13 protein-coding genes and 1 pseudogene are annotated in these 15,628 nt (G+C 52.6%); 12 read left to right on the top strand and 2 right to left on the bottom strand.

Going from position 1 to position 15,628, the window contains the following annotated elements:
• Nucleotides 1-45: 45 nt before the first annotated feature.
• Nucleotides 46-1,806 carry a glycoside hydrolase family 2 protein gene (locus ACFSW5_RS09135; RefSeq protein ID WP_379271699.1) on the top strand — a complete coding sequence of 587 codons (1,761 nt, stop codon included), beginning with the start codon at nt 46-48 and terminating at the stop codon, nt 1,804-1,806.
• A gap of 25 nt (nt 1,807-1,831) precedes the next feature.
• On the top strand, nt 1,832-5,701 hold the full coding sequence (locus ACFSW5_RS09130) for a carbohydrate-binding protein (RefSeq protein ID WP_379271697.1): 3,870 nt from the start codon (nt 1,832-1,834) through the stop codon (nt 5,699-5,701).
• 141 nt (nt 5,702-5,842) lie between these two features.
• On the opposite strand, the gene ACFSW5_RS09125 is transcribed toward ACFSW5_RS09130, so the two are convergent.
• Complete coding sequence (locus tag ACFSW5_RS09125; protein WP_379271695.1) at nt 5,843-6,613, bottom strand: ArsR/SmtB family transcription factor; 771 nt, start codon at nt 6,611-6,613, stop codon at nt 5,843-5,845.
• A 237-nt stretch (nt 6,614-6,850) separates the two neighbouring features.
• Here ACFSW5_RS09125 and ACFSW5_RS09120 point away from each other — a divergent pair, with 237 nt between their 5' ends.
• The 10 genes and pseudogenes from ACFSW5_RS09120 to ACFSW5_RS09075 form a co-directional block, all read left to right on the top strand.
• Nucleotides 6,851-7,405 (top strand): NADPH-dependent FMN reductase, encoded by a 555-nt coding sequence (locus tag ACFSW5_RS09120; protein WP_379271693.1) that lies wholly within the window; start codon nt 6,851-6,853, stop codon nt 7,403-7,405.
• An 89-nt stretch (nt 7,406-7,494) separates the two neighbouring features.
• Nucleotides 7,495-7,842, top strand: a complete 348-nt coding sequence (locus ACFSW5_RS09115; RefSeq protein ID WP_379271690.1) for an ester cyclase — start codon at nt 7,495-7,497, stop codon at nt 7,840-7,842.
• A gap of 61 nt (nt 7,843-7,903) precedes the next feature.
• Nucleotides 7,904-8,305 carry an ester cyclase gene (locus ACFSW5_RS09110; protein ID WP_379271687.1) on the top strand — a complete coding sequence of 134 codons (402 nt, stop codon included), beginning with the start codon at nt 7,904-7,906 and terminating at the stop codon, nt 8,303-8,305.
• Between the two features lie 118 nt (nt 8,306-8,423).
• Nucleotides 8,424-9,872, top strand: coding sequence for a hypothetical protein (locus ACFSW5_RS09105; RefSeq protein ID WP_379271686.1), 1,449 nt, complete (start codon nt 8,424-8,426; stop codon nt 9,870-9,872).
• 416 nt (nt 9,873-10,288) lie between these two features.
• The gene (locus ACFSW5_RS09100) at nt 10,289-10,741 is read left to right on the top strand and encodes a helix-turn-helix domain-containing protein (protein WP_379271684.1); all 453 of its coding nucleotides are present in this window, start codon (nt 10,289-10,291) and stop codon (nt 10,739-10,741) included.
• A gap of 188 nt (nt 10,742-10,929) precedes the next feature.
• Nucleotides 10,930-11,520 (top strand): TetR/AcrR family transcriptional regulator, encoded by a 591-nt coding sequence (locus ACFSW5_RS09095; RefSeq protein ID WP_379271682.1) that lies wholly within the window; start codon nt 10,930-10,932, stop codon nt 11,518-11,520.
• Nucleotides 11,521-11,548: 28 nt separating this feature from the next.
• On the top strand, nt 11,549-11,992 hold the full coding sequence (locus tag ACFSW5_RS09090) for a DoxX family protein (RefSeq protein WP_379271680.1): 444 nt from the start codon (nt 11,549-11,551) through the stop codon (nt 11,990-11,992).
• A 175-nt stretch (nt 11,993-12,167) separates the two neighbouring features.
• Nucleotides 12,168-12,695 (top strand): hypothetical protein, encoded by a 528-nt coding sequence (locus ACFSW5_RS09085; protein WP_379271678.1) that lies wholly within the window; start codon nt 12,168-12,170, stop codon nt 12,693-12,695.
• A gap of 260 nt (nt 12,696-12,955) precedes the next feature.
• Nucleotides 12,956-13,792, top strand: coding sequence for a YitT family protein (locus ACFSW5_RS09080; RefSeq protein ID WP_379271676.1), 837 nt, complete (start codon nt 12,956-12,958; stop codon nt 13,790-13,792).
• Nucleotides 13,793-13,908: 116 nt separating this feature from the next.
• Nucleotides 13,909-14,046, top strand: a pseudogene (locus ACFSW5_RS09075) (VOC family protein); the annotation flags it as partial.
• A gap of 279 nt (nt 14,047-14,325) precedes the next feature.
• Here the strand turns inward: ACFSW5_RS09075 and ACFSW5_RS09070 are convergent.
• Nucleotides 14,326-15,216: a transposase gene (locus tag ACFSW5_RS09070; protein ID WP_379271674.1), complete on the bottom strand. Its 891-nt coding sequence runs from the start codon at nt 15,214-15,216 to the stop codon at nt 14,326-14,328.
• Nucleotides 15,217-15,628 lie beyond the last annotated feature (412 nt).

Genomic DNA, 15,628 nt, shown 5'->3' with positions numbered 1-15,628 from the left:
CTTTCGCTTTAACCATCCATCCAATACAGAAAAGGGAGATTAGACATGACAACTCGCATGTATATCAAAGACTACCCGAGGCCGCAATTCGTCCGGGATCAATGGCTGAATTTGAACGGAGAGTGGGATTTCCGTTTCGATGACGGGAATATCGGCGAGCGGGACAATTGGCCGGACAGCTTCCCGGGCGACCGGAAAATTCAAGTTCCTTTTACGTATGAAACAAAGGCGAGCGGAATTGGGGAAGAAACGTTTCATCCGTATGTATGGTACCAGAGAGAACTGGACATTCCGAAAGAAGCGGAAGGGAAAAGAGTGATTCTGCATTTTCAAGCGGTCGACTACGTAGCGAAAGTGTGGATCAACGGAGTTTATGTCGGACGGCATCAAGGGGGATATGCGGCTTTTTCCTTCGATATTACCCCGTATATCGCATTCGGCGGCGCCAACCGGTTGACCGTCAAGGCCGAGGACAGTCAAAGCTGTACGCAGCCTCGCGGCAAGCAGCGCTGGATCGACGACAATTTTGAATGCTTTTATGTGCAAACAACGGGCATCTGGCAGACGGTATGGCTGGAGGTTGTGAACGAATCCTATATCGAATCCGTTAAAATGACCCCCGATCTTGACCGTACCTCCGTCCGTTTCGAGTATCAGGTGGAGGGAGATTTCGGGCAAGCCCCTCTTCGGCTGGAAACGCGCATCAGCTTCCAGGGGAAACCGGTGAAGCAATTCAGCGCGGCGATCGACCGTTCGTGGGTGCGATTGGACGTCGATATGCGCCACGAAGCAAATGGACCTTGGAAGCTGCGCGCGTGGTCGCCGCAGCATCCGCATCTGTACGACGTCGAATTCGTCTTGTATCGCGAAGACACGATCGTCGATCGCGTGTATTCGTATTTTGGCATGAGGAAGATTTCGATCGAGAAGGGGAAGGTATTGCTCAACAATACGCCGATCTACCAGCGGCTAATATTGGACCAAGGCTATTGGCCCGACAGCCATTTGACGCCTCCTTCCGAGGATGCCCTCGTCGAAGATATCGATAAGATTCTCGCCATGGGGTATAACGGGGTCCGCAAGCATATGAAGATCGAGGATTCCCGCTTCTTGTACTGGTGCGACGTCAAGGGGCTGCTTGTCTGGTCGGAAATGGCGGCAACGTACGAATTCAACGACGAAGCCGTCGAGACGTTCAGCAACGAGTGGCTGGAAATTGTCCGGCAGCAGTATAACCATCCGAGCATCATTACATGGGTTCCGTTCAACGAATCGTGGGGGATCCCGAATATTTTGCGCGATTCCCGGCAGCAGACATTCACGGAAGCCATTTATCATTTGACGAAGACGATCGATCCGAACCGCCCCGTCGTGACGAACGACGGTTGGGAGCATACGGTGTCCGACATCATTACGCTGCACGATTACGAGGAGTCGGGGGAACGGTTCCTGGCCAGGTATTCGGACAAAGAAGCGATCGTGCAGAGCGAAATAGCTTTCAATAACGGGAAGTATGCGATGGCCGAAGGGTATGAGTACCGGGGGCAGCCGATCATCGTAAGCGAATTCGGCGGCATTGCGTTTAAAACGGAAAAAGGCTGGGGCTACGGGAATCAGGTTGCATCGGAGGAGGAGTTTATCGAGCGTTTCCGCAAAATTACGCAAGCGATCAAAGCGGTGGACTATATTTGCGGCTATTGCTATACGCAAGTGACGGACGTTCAGCAGGAAGTGAACGGTTTGTTGGCGCCCGACCGCACGCCCAAGATCCCGCTCGATGTAATTCGTGCCATTAATCTTTCCTAAGCGAAGAATGGGGTGACCGATTCTGTTGAAACGAGGATTGGCTTCTTGTCTTTGTTTGCTGCTTTTATTTGTTCTGGTTCCGCAAGCTGGATTGGCGTATAAAAACCCGACGGCGCTCGAGGACGAGTGGGGACAATACGGCTTGGGCGATCCTTACGTGCTTAAATTTAACGGCCTTTATTATTTATACGTCAGCACGCGGGATACCGATGCCGGCGTTAAGGTATGGAGCTCTCCCGATCTTGTGAATTGGACCTACGAGGGCTTGTGCGCGACCGATCCGGTAACGAAAGGCGCCTATGCGCCGGAGGTTGTGTATTGGAACGGCTATTTCTATATGTACACCTCTCCGGCGGGGAACGGTCATTATGTGCTGCGCAGCGAGAGCCCGACCGGGCCTTTCACCGTGCAAACCGGCAACCTGGGCCATACGATCGACGGCCATGTCTTCATCGACGATGACGGCTCGTGGTATTTCTATCATGCGAACAACGGAAGCATTCTGGCCGCCCCGATGGAAAGCCCGACTTCCATCGGCAGCAGCGTCGATACCGGCGCCAGCATGAAGGGGTGGACGGAAGGTCCCACCGTATTTAAGAGAAACGGCAAATATTATATGACCTATACGGGCAACCACGTCTTCAGCAAAGGATACCGGGTCGATTACGCAACCAGCTCGAGTCCGATATCCGGCTTTACGGGCGGGGCGGAAAATCCGATCCTGCTCGATGCCGAAGGGCCGACCGTCGGTCTTGGCCATAACACGGTTGTCGTGGGGCCGAACCTGGACGCGCGCTATATCGTCTATCATAATCTGGAAGGCCATGGCATCGTCGGTCCGCTTCGGCATCTGAATATGGACCGGATCGTGTTCAACGGCGACAGCATGACGGTTCTCGGCCCTACGGCGACCGAGCAGCCCGATCCGGACATGCCCGACTTTTACGATCGTTTCGATGCATCCGAGCTCGATACGGCATGGACGAACGCAGGCGGAGGCAGCTGGAAGGTCGAAGACGGCGTGCTATCGCAGGAAACCGTCAGCGACAGCGTATACAAGCAGCTTTCGAACGCTTCCTCCGGCAGCGATTACACCGCGGAGTTCAATATGAAGCAGGCGGAACAGGGCGCAAGCGCGAATCCGAAGTACGGGGCTGTATTCTCCTATACGGACGAGAACAACTACGGCATCGCCGTATTGAATCCCGCGGACAACCGGCTGGAAACGCAGTTCCGGGTGGGCGGCGTCGACCAAGGATGGGAGTTAAGCGATCTGCCGGAGGGCTACGATTATACGAAGTGGCATAACATTCGGGTGGAAAAAGCCGGAACGGCCTTTACGATTTACGTGGATAACATGCTTAAGCAAACGCGCAATATCGAGCTGGGAGGAGGGAAAATCGGTTATGCGGCGCAGGATGCGCAGGCGGACTTCGGCTTCGTTGCGTTCAGCAACGAGGTGAACGGCAGCAGCGATTATGACGCCGCGAAGCCGATACCGGGCAGCGTGGAGGCCGTGCACTATATGTCCGGCGGCGAGGGAGTCGGGTATCACGAGCTTACGGCGGACACGGGGGACTCTTATCGCCATGAGGGGGTGGAAACCGAACGGTCTTCCGACCGATCCTTTCATGTCTCGGAATTTCAGCAGGGGGAATGGCTGAACTACCGCGTTAATATTGCGGAGGCAGGGCGATACGATATCGACCTTTCTTACCGGGATGCTGCCGGTCAAGGAGAAATTCGGCTGTGGCTGGACGATTCCGGCAAGCTCGGCGAGTTTGGCCTGGAGCCGGACGCCGAAGGCGGGGGCTGGAATACGGCTCAATTGAAGAAGGTGTCCTTGCCTGCCGGCGAGCATATTCTTAGGGTCGAAGCCGTTGCGGGAACGGCCTCCTTCGACAAGCTGACCTTCCATCAAGCGGCGGACGGCGTTCCTGTTGTACGCGACAATTTTAATCAAGGCCAAGACGAAGGCTGGGAACCGTTCGAAGGGTTCTGGAGCATCCGGTCGGGAGAAGCGGAGGATAGTTCCGGGTATGACGTCTATTACCCCGTACCGGGTTTCATTAATACGGTCCGTTATATCGCGGGCGGCGAAGGCATAGGTTATCACGACAATACGCTCCAAAACATCGGGGGCCAGTACCGGGGAGATTCGGTCGACATCCGCGAAAACCCTGTCAGCGGCGGTTACAATGTCGGCTGGAACCAAACGGGCGAATGGCTGAAATACAACATCGACGTTGCGGAGGCCGGCATATACAACGCCGAGTTTACAATTGCCACAACATTCGAAGGCGCACAAATTCGGCTTTGGCTTGACGATACCGTCGATTTGACGGGGATCGTCGATATCCCGAATACCGGCGGCTGGAACAACTGGGTGACTGTCCTAGCATCCGGCGTTCGTTTGCCGGCCGGCAAGCATACGCTGAAAGCGGAGACGATCAAAGGGGAGTTCGATTTCGCCGGCATCGGCTTTACGAGCTTCGACCGGCCGAATCGCGTGCCGGGCATTATCGAAACCGAGCATTACATGCCCGGGGGCGAAGGCGTCGGTTACCACGATGCGACTTCGGCGAATATCGGCGGCCAATATCGCGGCGACGCCGTCGATATTCGTCTGGCGGCCAGCGGCGACCCGATCGTAGGATGGAATCAGACCGGCGAATGGCTGAAGTATAAGATTAACGTAGCGGAGGCGGGTTCGTACGATCTCGATTTATGGGCCGCTACGACTTTCGAGAACGGGCAGGTCCGGCTTTGGCTTGACGATGAAACCGATTTAACCGGCATTCTCGACGTGCCGGCTACCGGCAGCTGGGATCAATGGCGGGCGGTGTCCCAAAAGGGGATTCGGCTTCCCGCAGGCGAACACGAGTTGAAGGTCGAGGTCGTTCAAGGGGAGTTCGATATGACAAGGATGTCCTTCACCCGGTTTGACGAACCGCATTCGCTTCCGGGCGTTATCCCCGCGGCCGATTATCGAACCGGCGGCGAAGGTGCCGGTTATCACGACCTGACTGCAGACAATATTGGAGATCAATACCGGGCAGATGCGGTAGATATCCGCCGCAATGCGGGCGGGGACTATAACGTCGGCTGGAATCAAACCGGCGAATGGTTAACGTATAATGTGGACATCGCGAAGGCGGGCAAATACGATATCGATTTCGTGACGGCCACGACGCTCGACGGCGGACAAATTCGTCTATGGCTGGACGACGGGACCGACCTGACAGGCGCGGTGAATATTCCGAATTCCGGCTCCTGGGAAAACTGGACAACGACGACCAAGCAAGGCGTCTACTTGCCGGCCGGCAGACATACGTTGAAGGCCGAAACGGTGAAGGGGGAATTCGATTTCCGCACCATTCGGGTCCGTCAGGATCCGCTGCAGGAGCAACCGAATGTCCGCTCCGGCGAATATCGTTCCGCTGTCGGCAGCTTTGCGAAGACGGTCATCGGGGACAGCAATTGGTCGGATTACAGCGTGGAATCCGATATCAAGCTCGTCAGCGGAACGGGGGACGGAGGCATTTTGTTCCGGGTGAACAATCCGGCACACGGCAAGGAACTCGGACAGAACAGCGCAGACTTCTTGCAAGGGTATGTCGCGTATTTGAATAAAGACGGCGTACATCTCGGAAAATTCAATTACAATTGGACGTATTTGACCGGCGTACCGCTGGAGGTTGAACCGGGCGAATGGAAGCATATGAAAGTCGTTGCGCAAGGGGCCCGCATTCAAGTGTATGTCGACGATATGAAGCATCCGCTTATCGACTATACGGACCGAAGCGGCAATCCTTTCACGCATGGGAAAGCCGGACTGCGCACATACCTGAACGAAACGAGCTACGACAACTTTGCGATCCTTCCGATTCCATAAAAGGCAAACAACCGCTTCATTGGGAGCGGTTGTTTGCTTTATTAGGGTGCGGGCAGCACCGGAACGGCATCGGTTCACGCTGCCTGGCCTCTATTTCACCGCGAAAGATGAGCTTTGCCGCCCGAGGACGGCGAAAGGCGGTTACGCTTGGCCGACGGCGAGCTCCTCCCCGGTTTCAAGAAACGTCTTCATGCCCGAAAGCACGATCGGCACCCCGTTTTCGAGTATTTTTGCGGTGTTTGCAGCTTGTTCGAATTCGTCATGCACCACGGTGACGAGGGTCACGCCTTGAAGCTCGGCATGCGGAGCGATCTCCCAAGTAAGGCGCGACGGGGCGTCGTTTTCCATGCCCGGAAACGAAACGAAGCGCCAGCTCAAGACGAGTTTATTCGGAGGATCCATATCGAGAATAATGCCCTCCGCTTTTTTCTCCTCTCCGCTCCACAGCTCGAATGGCGCTTCGATGTCCCAGGCAGACCGGACGGCGCAGTTGAACCAGAACTTCGACGTTTTGGCGGGATCGGTCAGGGCTTGCCATATTTGCTCGGGCTTGGCTTTAATCGCGATCCGGTTTACATTCCGCGGTTTGTTATCCATATTCGTTTCACCCTCCAGTTCGGTTTGAAGCGACGTTAATCCGGCCGCCCACGGTTCGGCGTATTTGCTTACCCATCGCTCGTAAATTTGCCTAATGGGCACCGCGTTCAAATAATGCAGCTTCTCGCGGCCGACCTTCCTTGTCGTAATGAGCCCGGCTTCCTCCAATATATTAAGATGCTTCATGACGCCGAAGCGGGACATATCGAGGGGGACGCAAAGCTCGCTAAGCGTTCTCCCATCCGAGGCGTAAAGCAGATCCAGCAGCTTGCGGCGGCTGGGGTCGGCGAGCGCTTTGAAGACATCCTTTTCCAACGGAACACCCCCTTACAATTTCCCCGGCATAAGATGGCAGTTAAAAGTAATATAACACAGCCTTTTGAAAAAAACAGTTTTAACCGCTTGACATGTGACCTTAAGGTAACGTATTATAAAACCAATAAACGTGACCTTATAGTCACATAATAACGCAATCGGATTTGTTTGTCAGCCGGCGGCATGCAAATCCTTTCGCCGCAACCAAACATTCGATAATGAAAGGTGATGTTGAAGATGAAAGTGACGTTGATTGCAGGTAGCAACCGCGCGAACGCAACAAGCACGAATTTGCTTAAGTACATGGAAACCCTTTTGAAAGCCGATCGCGTTTCGGTCAGCTTTATCGATTTATCGGAGCTGCCGCTGCCGTTATTTACGCCGGATAATTGGGACTTTCATCCGAACGTTCGGCATATGCTGGGAGCAATCGCGGACGGGGACGGATTGATCCTGGCGACGCCGGAATACCATGGCTCCATCTCGGGAGCGCTCAAAAACGCTTTGGATTATGTGCAGGCGGACCAAGTCGCGGGCAAACCTGTCCTTTCCGTAAGCTCGGCAGGCGGCCCGCTCGGCGTAAGCTCGCTTACGCATCTGCAGACGATTGTGCGCAATTTGCACGGCATCAACTGCCCGGAATGGATTTCGATCGGATACGGGTCGGGCGGATTGGGTCCCGACGGAGCACCGCTAGACGAGGGAGTAAGGGAGAGGGTGCTTTCCGCCGTTAATCGTTTCGTGGAGACGACCCGGAAGTTGACTGCAGCGGCTGCGGCTGCAAACGGATGAAATGGTCATTTTTTTTTGATCGATATGTGACCTAAAAGTCACATTTATGTGTGAAATCAACAGAAATAATTAAAAAGGAGATGGATAGCATGAAAACGGCGGAACAACAAAATGCGGAAGCGGTGACTGCGTTTCTGGAGGACGAGGCGAATCGGAGTATGGTGGAGACAACCGATCAATTTTTTGCGCCGCAGCTCGTTGAGGCCTTTACCGATCGGCGGTATGCCGTGGGCGAAACTTTTGCTCAAGGCGACAAGGTCATCGCAAGAATCGCGATGACGGCCGTGCATTCCGGCCCTTTTGCGGGTCACGCGCCTACGGGCAAAACCGTTAAAGCGACGCAGTTTCGCGAATTCCGGGTTGTGAACGGAATAATCGCCGAGCATCGCGGCTGGTTCGACACCGGCACGCTTTTGCCGCAAATCCAAGCTAAATAACGGCCGATCAGGGGCGGTTTAGCCCGGTAAGTTTATACCACATTATAAGGAGAGGTTGAAAATGAAAACGTTGGAACAAAGCAATATCGAGACGGTAAGTGCGTTTATCGAGGCCTTTTGGAACGAAAGCGACTTGGAGTGCGTGGACCGGTTCCTGTCGGCCGATTATCAGGAGCTCTCTTATCAATCCAAGGAAGGCTTGAAACAATTCGCCGCCACGATTTTGGAGGCCTTTCCCGATAAACGCTATACCGTGGAAGAGATGATCGGCCAAGAAGATAAAGTGCTTGTGAAAATGTCGGTAAAAGGCACGCATCAAGGCATGTTCTTTGGAACCGCGCCTACGGGCAATACGATTGACGTCACGCTGTACCGTCGATATCGAGTCGTAAACGGCAAGATCGCCGAGCATCGCGGCTGGATCGACATGGTCACGATGTGGAGTCAAATCCGGGGCGAATGACGATCGAGTGGATAGTCTTTGATGACGAAGGGGGCATCGTCAAGACTATCCACTTTTGGCATTATAGAAACTTCCTCCTAACCTGTCGCGTCTAATCCTTTGGAGGGTGGTGACGGGGTTGAAACGGTGGAGAGCGGTCGCAGGCGCGGCCTTGATTGTGCTGCTGCTGGCCGGCGCATGGCTTTACTATTATCGCAGCGAAGCGGTATATGAGCGGATCGTTAATCGGGACGGGTATTCGGTATCGCTGATCAAGGAGCAGGTCTCGACGGAGTTCTATTTGAAGCCGGAATGGATTCCGGAGCGGGACGGCGAAGAGAACGAGCTGAACCTTGTGCTTGAAGAGAAGTTCGGCACCAGGATTATATTGGAGAGGGTCGGCAAGCGGGAGGACGATTTTTTTATTCAACTCGATGCCGTACCGAATCCGAATGTCGGATCCGGGCAGTTGTTATTAACGGATTATATCAATTCCGACGGTTCCTTTTCGTCAGGCGATTTTGGCAATTGGGTCGTTACGGATTCGGAAGGGAAAGACATTCTTGGCGGGAGCTACGGGGCGGGCGGCGGGCCGTCGAACCAATCGGCTATTTTCATCGACGACTCCTACCGGGAGCGGTTCGAGCAAGGCGCTTATGTTCGTTTTTCGGGTTATAACTTATACGGGTATCGGCAATTGACGGGGACTCCGTGGGTAACTTGGCTATTCTCCCTGGCGGCGGCCGGACTATGGCTGTATTTGATCGTTCTGTACCGGCGACGCGGCGAACAGGAGCGGACGCTCGGATGGAAGCTTGTCGGCTATATGCTGCTGGGCGCCTTTACGTTCTCGATCAATGCCGTGAAGCTTCCCCTCGGCTTTGCCTTTTATATGCTATTTTTCCGGAAAGCGAAGCCGAACGACGCGATTAAGCGCAAAGCGGCTCTGCTTGGTTTGTTGGTCTATGCGTTGCAGGTTTTGCAGCCTTCGCTAGCGGGAGCGGTTAACCGGATGAACGACGAAATGACCGTCCGCGATGTCTCCATTGAGGAGATTGGGCCGGGCGGGCTGTGGAAAAGCGTCGTGGCTCAGGCGGCGGTAAGCGAACAAGCAAGGCTTTCCGAATACGAAGCGGTTCTCAGTGAGCAAGGCGAGCTGAAAGAGCTGTCTTTTACCATAGTGGATCGCGGTCAGGATGGCTATGTGCATACGGATGCCGAATATAACGCGCAGGATCAATCCCTTGTTCTCAAGCGCATAACTACGGATGAATGGATTCAATACGACCGTCAAATGATGTCCGATTACTTTTTCAAACAAGTTGCCGATTTGCATAACGTAATCTCGCATCAGGGCGGCGAGTATCCTTATATCAAGCTGAAGCTGATGTCGGACGGCACGCTGGTGAATTATGGAATAAAAGACAGAGACAAATTTCGAGTCAGTCTAACAGATGTCATTAAAATCGACGATGACGAGCTTCCGATTGAAGGTTATTGGGTATCCGGATGCGGAACCGGGGAAGGTAGCGGCGATTATAGCGAATGTAAGAATCCGACGGATTACTTGCTGGGAGCGGGGGAGTAGCCAAATTCTCTTCGGACCTTGACTAAGCCAAATGGAATGGAGAAAGAGAATTCCCTTGAGAGCGAGTCTCGGCTTTAAGTTTCTACTATCCGAAAGCCAATTTCATGAAAGAAACTTAAACCCAGATGTCTGACTTCAAGGGGGAGGCCGATTAGCGGCCCCAGCGATTTAGGACCCTGGTTAAGCGCGGGCTGGGTATACGATTGCGTCGAGCTAGCCAATTAACGATTAATCGTTATTGACTTGCCGCTCCATAACCGGTTCTGTCATCCGTCCATGACGGCAGCGGAACCGGTTTTGCTTTTAGAAATAAGGCGGCAACCTCGGGTTGCGGGGCCGCGCAACCAATGCGGTCTTTACTTTTGCAGGCGGTTATTTCATGATTGGTTTATCAATTACGGAAAGGCGCTGCTGCAATGATTTTTGGAGAGAAGCTAAAAACGGAAAGAAAGAAAAGAGGCTGGTCGCAAGAGGAACTGGCCGAGAAGCTGTTTGTAAGCCGGCAGTCGGTTTCGAAATGGGAGAACGGCCAGAACTATCCGAGCATTGAAATCATTATTAAGGTGAGCGATCTGTTCGGTTTAACCATCGATGAGTTACTAAGAAGCGACGAGGAGTTGACAAGGAAAGTGATTAAAGACAGCAAACAATTGGCTTACCCGAAATTAAAGTTTACGTTCGACGTTTTGTTTTTAGCCGGCGTCGTTCTGCTTTTGATCAAACTGGGCGTCCTCCTGCTGAACAAAGCATTTTCACTGGACATGACATTGATTGGCGGGCAGTTTCTCTGGAACTTCGGACCTTTGATTCTCATGGTCGTTGCCGGAATCGGCTCCGGAATCCTGAAGGACATATATAAACAAGACTAAACGGTGCATCGTTGGAGAGTCGCTGCAGGAGGCCGAAATCGGGCCGCCTTTGCAAAAGTCGGTTAATAGCCAGTGCAACTTGGCGTATGGTTCATCATAACCGGCTTTATATTGTTGTATTTACAAACCGATGGTCGGTCTTTATAATGAGAGCAGCAGAAAAAAATGGAAATGAGGAGGGCTGAAACTTGAAGCAAGAGGAGCGCAGGCAGCAGACGTTTAAGCTGTTGCTGGATACGACCAAAGAGCTGATCCAGGAAAAAGGCTGCCATTCGATTACGATGAAGGACATCATGGACCGTTCGGGATTGTCCAAGGGAGCTATTTTTCACTATGTGAAAAGCAAAGACGAAATTTTCGTTCGAGTGCTTGAGGAGCGTCTTGAGGAGACGAACGAACGGTTCATGAAGGAAATCGGGGATGGCCGCCGGACATTCGAGGAGCCGATGCGGCAAATCGCGGAAAGCATTACGGCCTACGACAACGCCCAGGACATATCGAACAAGGTGCTGATGTATTTGCTCGGGAAGGAGGAAGAGCCGCTTGTCGCGGAAGCGCTCAAGCAGTATTACGAGCGGTCGGTGTCGTTATCCGGGAAATGGATTGAAATCGGCCAGGAGAGCGGGGTCATTCCGGCATCGGTCGATCCCGGGCGGACGGCCGAGATGTTCGTGCTTTTGACGCTCGGCATGCGCGTTCGCTCCTCCATTCCGTTTGCGCGGGCTTCCTTCAAGGCGCAAGATATCGCCTCTTTTATGGCCGGCATTTTACAAGCTTGATAACAAGTCGAGGAAAGGGGAACGCAAGATGATACCGTTTTATGCGCTTGTCGTATCTTTTCTGTTGTTTAAAGCGTTGGGCTTGCTCGGCATGAACCATTTCGAGGGCTGGCAAACTCCGCTGCAAGGAGCGGTAGCCGTCATGCTGCTGCTCGCCGCCTCCGCGCATTGGGGCAAGCGGCGTCCGGACTTGATCCGTATGGTTCCGCCGGCTTTTCCCCGACCGGACTTGATCGTATCGGTTACCGGGCTGCTGGAAATCGCGGGAGCTGTCGCCATTTTGCTCCCGGCTACCTCGCAGGCGGCTTCGATCGGATTAACGGTGCTGCTCGTCGCGATGTTTCCCGCCAATGTACGCGCGGCGAAGGAGAACATGACGATCGGAGGGCGTCCCGTACCGAAGTTATTTATCCGGTCCGTGCTGCAGCTTATATTTATTGCGGCGATTTTACTGGCGGGGTTCTGTCCATAGATTTCCAGGGGAATCTGAAATCGTCCGCGCTCATTCGCCCAATGCGGGTGCCCTTTCACTCCAGGCCCTCAAGAACCGGTCACAAACCGGGCGATTGTTCATACAATGAAACATTAAGAGGTTAAAGCAACCTTTGGGCCTTCTGCTGCCGTCTGGAGAGGAGGGGGGATTCGTTATGCGCAAAACAGCCGTATTATTATTCACGTTAATGATGGCAATTCTGCTTAAACCAACGGATGTATGGGCATTATCTTGTGCGGAAATTCCTTCGGTAGAGGAAGCGTATGAACGTTACGACGGTGTCGTGACCGCCCGCGTTGAAAGCGTACAGCGTAGCGGCGACCATAACCGGGTGAAGCTGACGGTGCTCCAAAGCTACAAAGGCGTTACGGAACACACGCTCGTCGTCAAAGAAGATCCGAACTGGGGAGCTTTGGACGGACCAAGCGAACCCGGCGAGGAGTATTTATTTTTCCTGAGCAAAACGGACGGCAAATGGGAAAACCCGCTTTGCTCGCCTTCGGCCAAGACATCGGTCGCTTCCGTCATGCTGGGTTACTTGCAAGGAAAGGAAATTCCGTTATCGGAAGAGACGCATGAGAATTCGAGTACGACCGGTTCCGCTGACGGCTGGATTGCCGCCCTTGTGATCGGCATCGTCTTGACGGGGGCTGCATGGTACCGGTATAAGCTCCCTAAATGAGATTAAATAATGCTCGGATTGCACTCGTGTCTACGTTCGGCAACCGTTAAAAATTTGGAATAAACAAAATCCCCCTGCCATCGCGGCAATGACGGGGATTTTTGTCTTTTGCATTTGCGCTTGTTTCTATTTACATGCCTTGTTTACCATGTTATTGCACTAATGCGCTGGTGTTGACTAACGTTTTTAATTTGGTAGAATTACGGGGGTGAACGGGGCTGCAGAACGTTCCATGCCGTGAAGATTAAAGGTGGTATCCGATGAAAAAACGTATATTCGACGTCATGCATCTTATTGCCGGGGCGTTTATATTCGCGCTTGCCATTAACCTGTTTGTCATTCCTAACGACCTTGGCGAAGGCGGCGTAACCGGGGTTACCATTATTTTGTATTATTTGTTCGACTGGTCGCCGGGTCTCGTGAATCTGATCATTAATTCCTTTCTGCTGTTGATCGGCTATAAGTTTTTAGATAAAACAAGCACAATATACACGATTATCGTTATTGCCTTCCATTCGTTGTTTCTTCATTTGACCGAAAGCTGGAACATCCAATCCGACGAGCTGATCGTCAACGCCATCTTTGGCGGCGTCTTTACCGGCGTTGGAATCGGGATGATCGTACGGGTTGGCGGAACGACGGCGGGAACGGTTATTTTGGCGCGCATAACGAACAAGTATCTGGATTGGAACGTCAGCTACGGGCTGCTTTTTTTCGATCTGGTCGTCGCCTGCTCTTCTTTCTTTATTATCGGTGCCGAACGGCTGATGCTCACGATCATTATGCTGTACATCGGGACCAAAGTGATGGACTTCATCATTGAGGGCCTTAACCCGAAGAAGGCCGTCACCATTATTTCGAACAATCCGAAGCTAATCGCGGAAAAGGTCACGACGGAGATGGACCGCGGGGTTACGGTGCTGACGGGGTACGGCTATTATACGAAAGCGGCCAAGGAAGTGTTGTACATCGTCATCAGCAAGCAGGAAATCGCCACGTTGAAAAAAATCGTAAAAGCAGCCGACAAGGATGCGTTTCTGACGATACACGACGTTCGCGACGTATTCGGCGAAGGGTTTGTCGAGCTTTCGAAGTAAAAGGCATTATGTTTTCCATTACGGTATCGCGTTTAGGGAGAATGGAAGATGTTTAAAATCAAATCGCTGGATCACATGGTGCTGACCGTACGGGACATCGAGGAAACGATCCATTTTTAGAGCATCTGACGGCTTGCGGAGTTCCGATCGAGGAAGGACCTGTGGAGCGGACGGGCGCTCTGGGCAAAATTATCTCTGTCTACCTTCGAGATCCTGACGGCAACTTGGTCGAAATATCGAATTATATGGAGTAAGCATGGGTTTATGCAGCTTGCGTAGCCTTAGAATACGTATTGCCTCTATGAACCTGAACCTTTACAGACTCGATATAAACATCCACAACTCTTCAACTTGAATTCTTCCTTTGGGTTTAAGTGACCTTATGTGCCTTTCCGCTTCTTTTCGTTACTATCCCGTTAGATCAGGAAAGGCATCCGCTAAATGCTACGCGAAGCTCCCAGCGCGGTGCTCGGCGTCACATGACGGTGGTCAACCGCATGCCGTGAAGCAGAAATTGAAGAAAAATCGCTGCATTATGCAACTAACGTGGTCTTATTGGCGGCACCGTCAATTAATCCGACACTCGCTTGGGACAGGGTTAAGAAAGCCGATTCGGCGCTGATCCCTTGAGTACGATAGTTATAACGGAAACAAAACTCGTCCAAATACGACTGCAAGTGGCAGCCGCTAATGCCGCGATAAATTCGGGCGGCCCACTTTTGAGCTTGTTTGGCGAGCATTCGAAGCGTCAGGCTTTGCGGCCGATGCCGAATGGGCTGATGAATATAGCGGATTTCAGCATCTTCTGCGGCGCAGCAGGATGCAAACCAATGCTCTCCTTCGGGAAACAGAAAGCAGGCGTTCGATGCGCGAAGCATCGAGGGGTCTGCTATTTTCATTTTTACGGCGGAAGCTTCAGAACCGGACCCGTTCAGATTCGCTCCAACGACAACCGGAGTTTCCTTCGGATGAGGGAGAAGGGAACCGATGAGCGGCCGGCAGTAAGCGGCGACAATAACGTCAACGTTGCCGTTCAGAGGCTGACAATCGTCTATACGCGAAACGGCCCGGCGGATTTTGCCTAGCATCGACCAGGCGGTTTTATAAGTGACGTTCAGACATTCGGCGAGCTTGACGGCATTTAGTCCTTCAACAAGCGGATGCGTAAACAGGAACAATGCGAGCATCCATTTGCGCAGCGATGTTCGCGATTTCTCCATAATAGTACCGGCCGTAAGGGAGGACTGATGGCGGCAAGCACGGCATTCGTATAGAGGAAGCCTGCGGGTCGAGATGACGTAGCAATGCTTATGAGAGCAGATCGGACACTCAAAGCCGCCGGGCCACTTGATTTGAAACAAAAAGGCGTAACATTCCTCAGACGACCCGAACCTCTTCTCGAATTGTTCAATCAACTCCAGCATCTTAACTCAGCTCCCTTCACAATATAGAACACATGTTCCCGTCCGAACCTAAGCATATTATACCGAACATATGTTCTTGAATCAATGGTTTGGTTGAAAAATACTGGCGAAAAAAAATAGAAAAAAGTTTCCTGAGCTGCGGGGAGACGGTCTAAAGTTGTGCAAAGGATAATTCTCTATCAAAAAAGTCAGTGGCCATAGGGTTACCTCCTGATCAAACGGGAGACTAATCAAAAGGCGGGAAAAGGGCAGATCCTGAACTGCCGGGAGACTAACCTAAAAGGCGGAAAAAGAGCAGATCCTGAGCTGCCGGGAGACTACCTAAAAGGCGGAAAAAGAGCAGATCCTGAGCTGCCGGGAGACTACCCAAAAAGCGGAAAAAGGGCAGATCCTAAGCTGCCAAGAGGATACT

Origin of the sequence: Paenibacillus thailandensis (genome assembly GCF_042685365.1) — a bacterium.
GTDB lineage: Bacteria > Bacillota > Bacilli > Paenibacillales > Paenibacillaceae > Paenibacillus_AP > Paenibacillus_AP thailandensis.
The sequence above is the reverse complement of the archived record's forward strand: the minus strand, read 5'-3'. Positions and strand labels throughout refer to the sequence as shown.

Coding starts and splice junctions, on each gene's coding strand:
- ACFSW5_RS09135 (WP_379271699.1), top strand. CDS start 46: ATGACAACTCGCATGTATATCAAAGACTACCCGAGGCCGCAATTCGTC.
- ACFSW5_RS09120 (WP_379271693.1), top strand. CDS start 6,851: ATGAAAGTGACGTTGATTGCAGGTAGCAACCGCGCGAACGCAACAAGC.
- ACFSW5_RS09115 (WP_379271690.1), top strand. CDS start 7,495: ATGAAAACGGCGGAACAACAAAATGCGGAAGCGGTGACTGCGTTTCTG.
- ACFSW5_RS09110 (WP_379271687.1), top strand. CDS start 7,904: ATGAAAACGTTGGAACAAAGCAATATCGAGACGGTAAGTGCGTTTATC.
- ACFSW5_RS09100 (WP_379271684.1), top strand. CDS start 10,289: ATGATTTTTGGAGAGAAGCTAAAAACGGAAAGAAAGAAAAGAGGCTGG.
- ACFSW5_RS09090 (WP_379271680.1), top strand. CDS start 11,549: ATGATACCGTTTTATGCGCTTGTCGTATCTTTTCTGTTGTTTAAAGCG.
- ACFSW5_RS09085 (WP_379271678.1), top strand. CDS start 12,168: ATGCGCAAAACAGCCGTATTATTATTCACGTTAATGATGGCAATTCTG.
- ACFSW5_RS09080 (WP_379271676.1), top strand. CDS start 12,956: ATGAAAAAACGTATATTCGACGTCATGCATCTTATTGCCGGGGCGTTT.
- ACFSW5_RS09070 (WP_379271674.1), bottom strand. CDS start 15,216: ATGCTGGAGTTGATTGAACAATTCGAGAAGAGGTTCGGGTCGTCTGAG.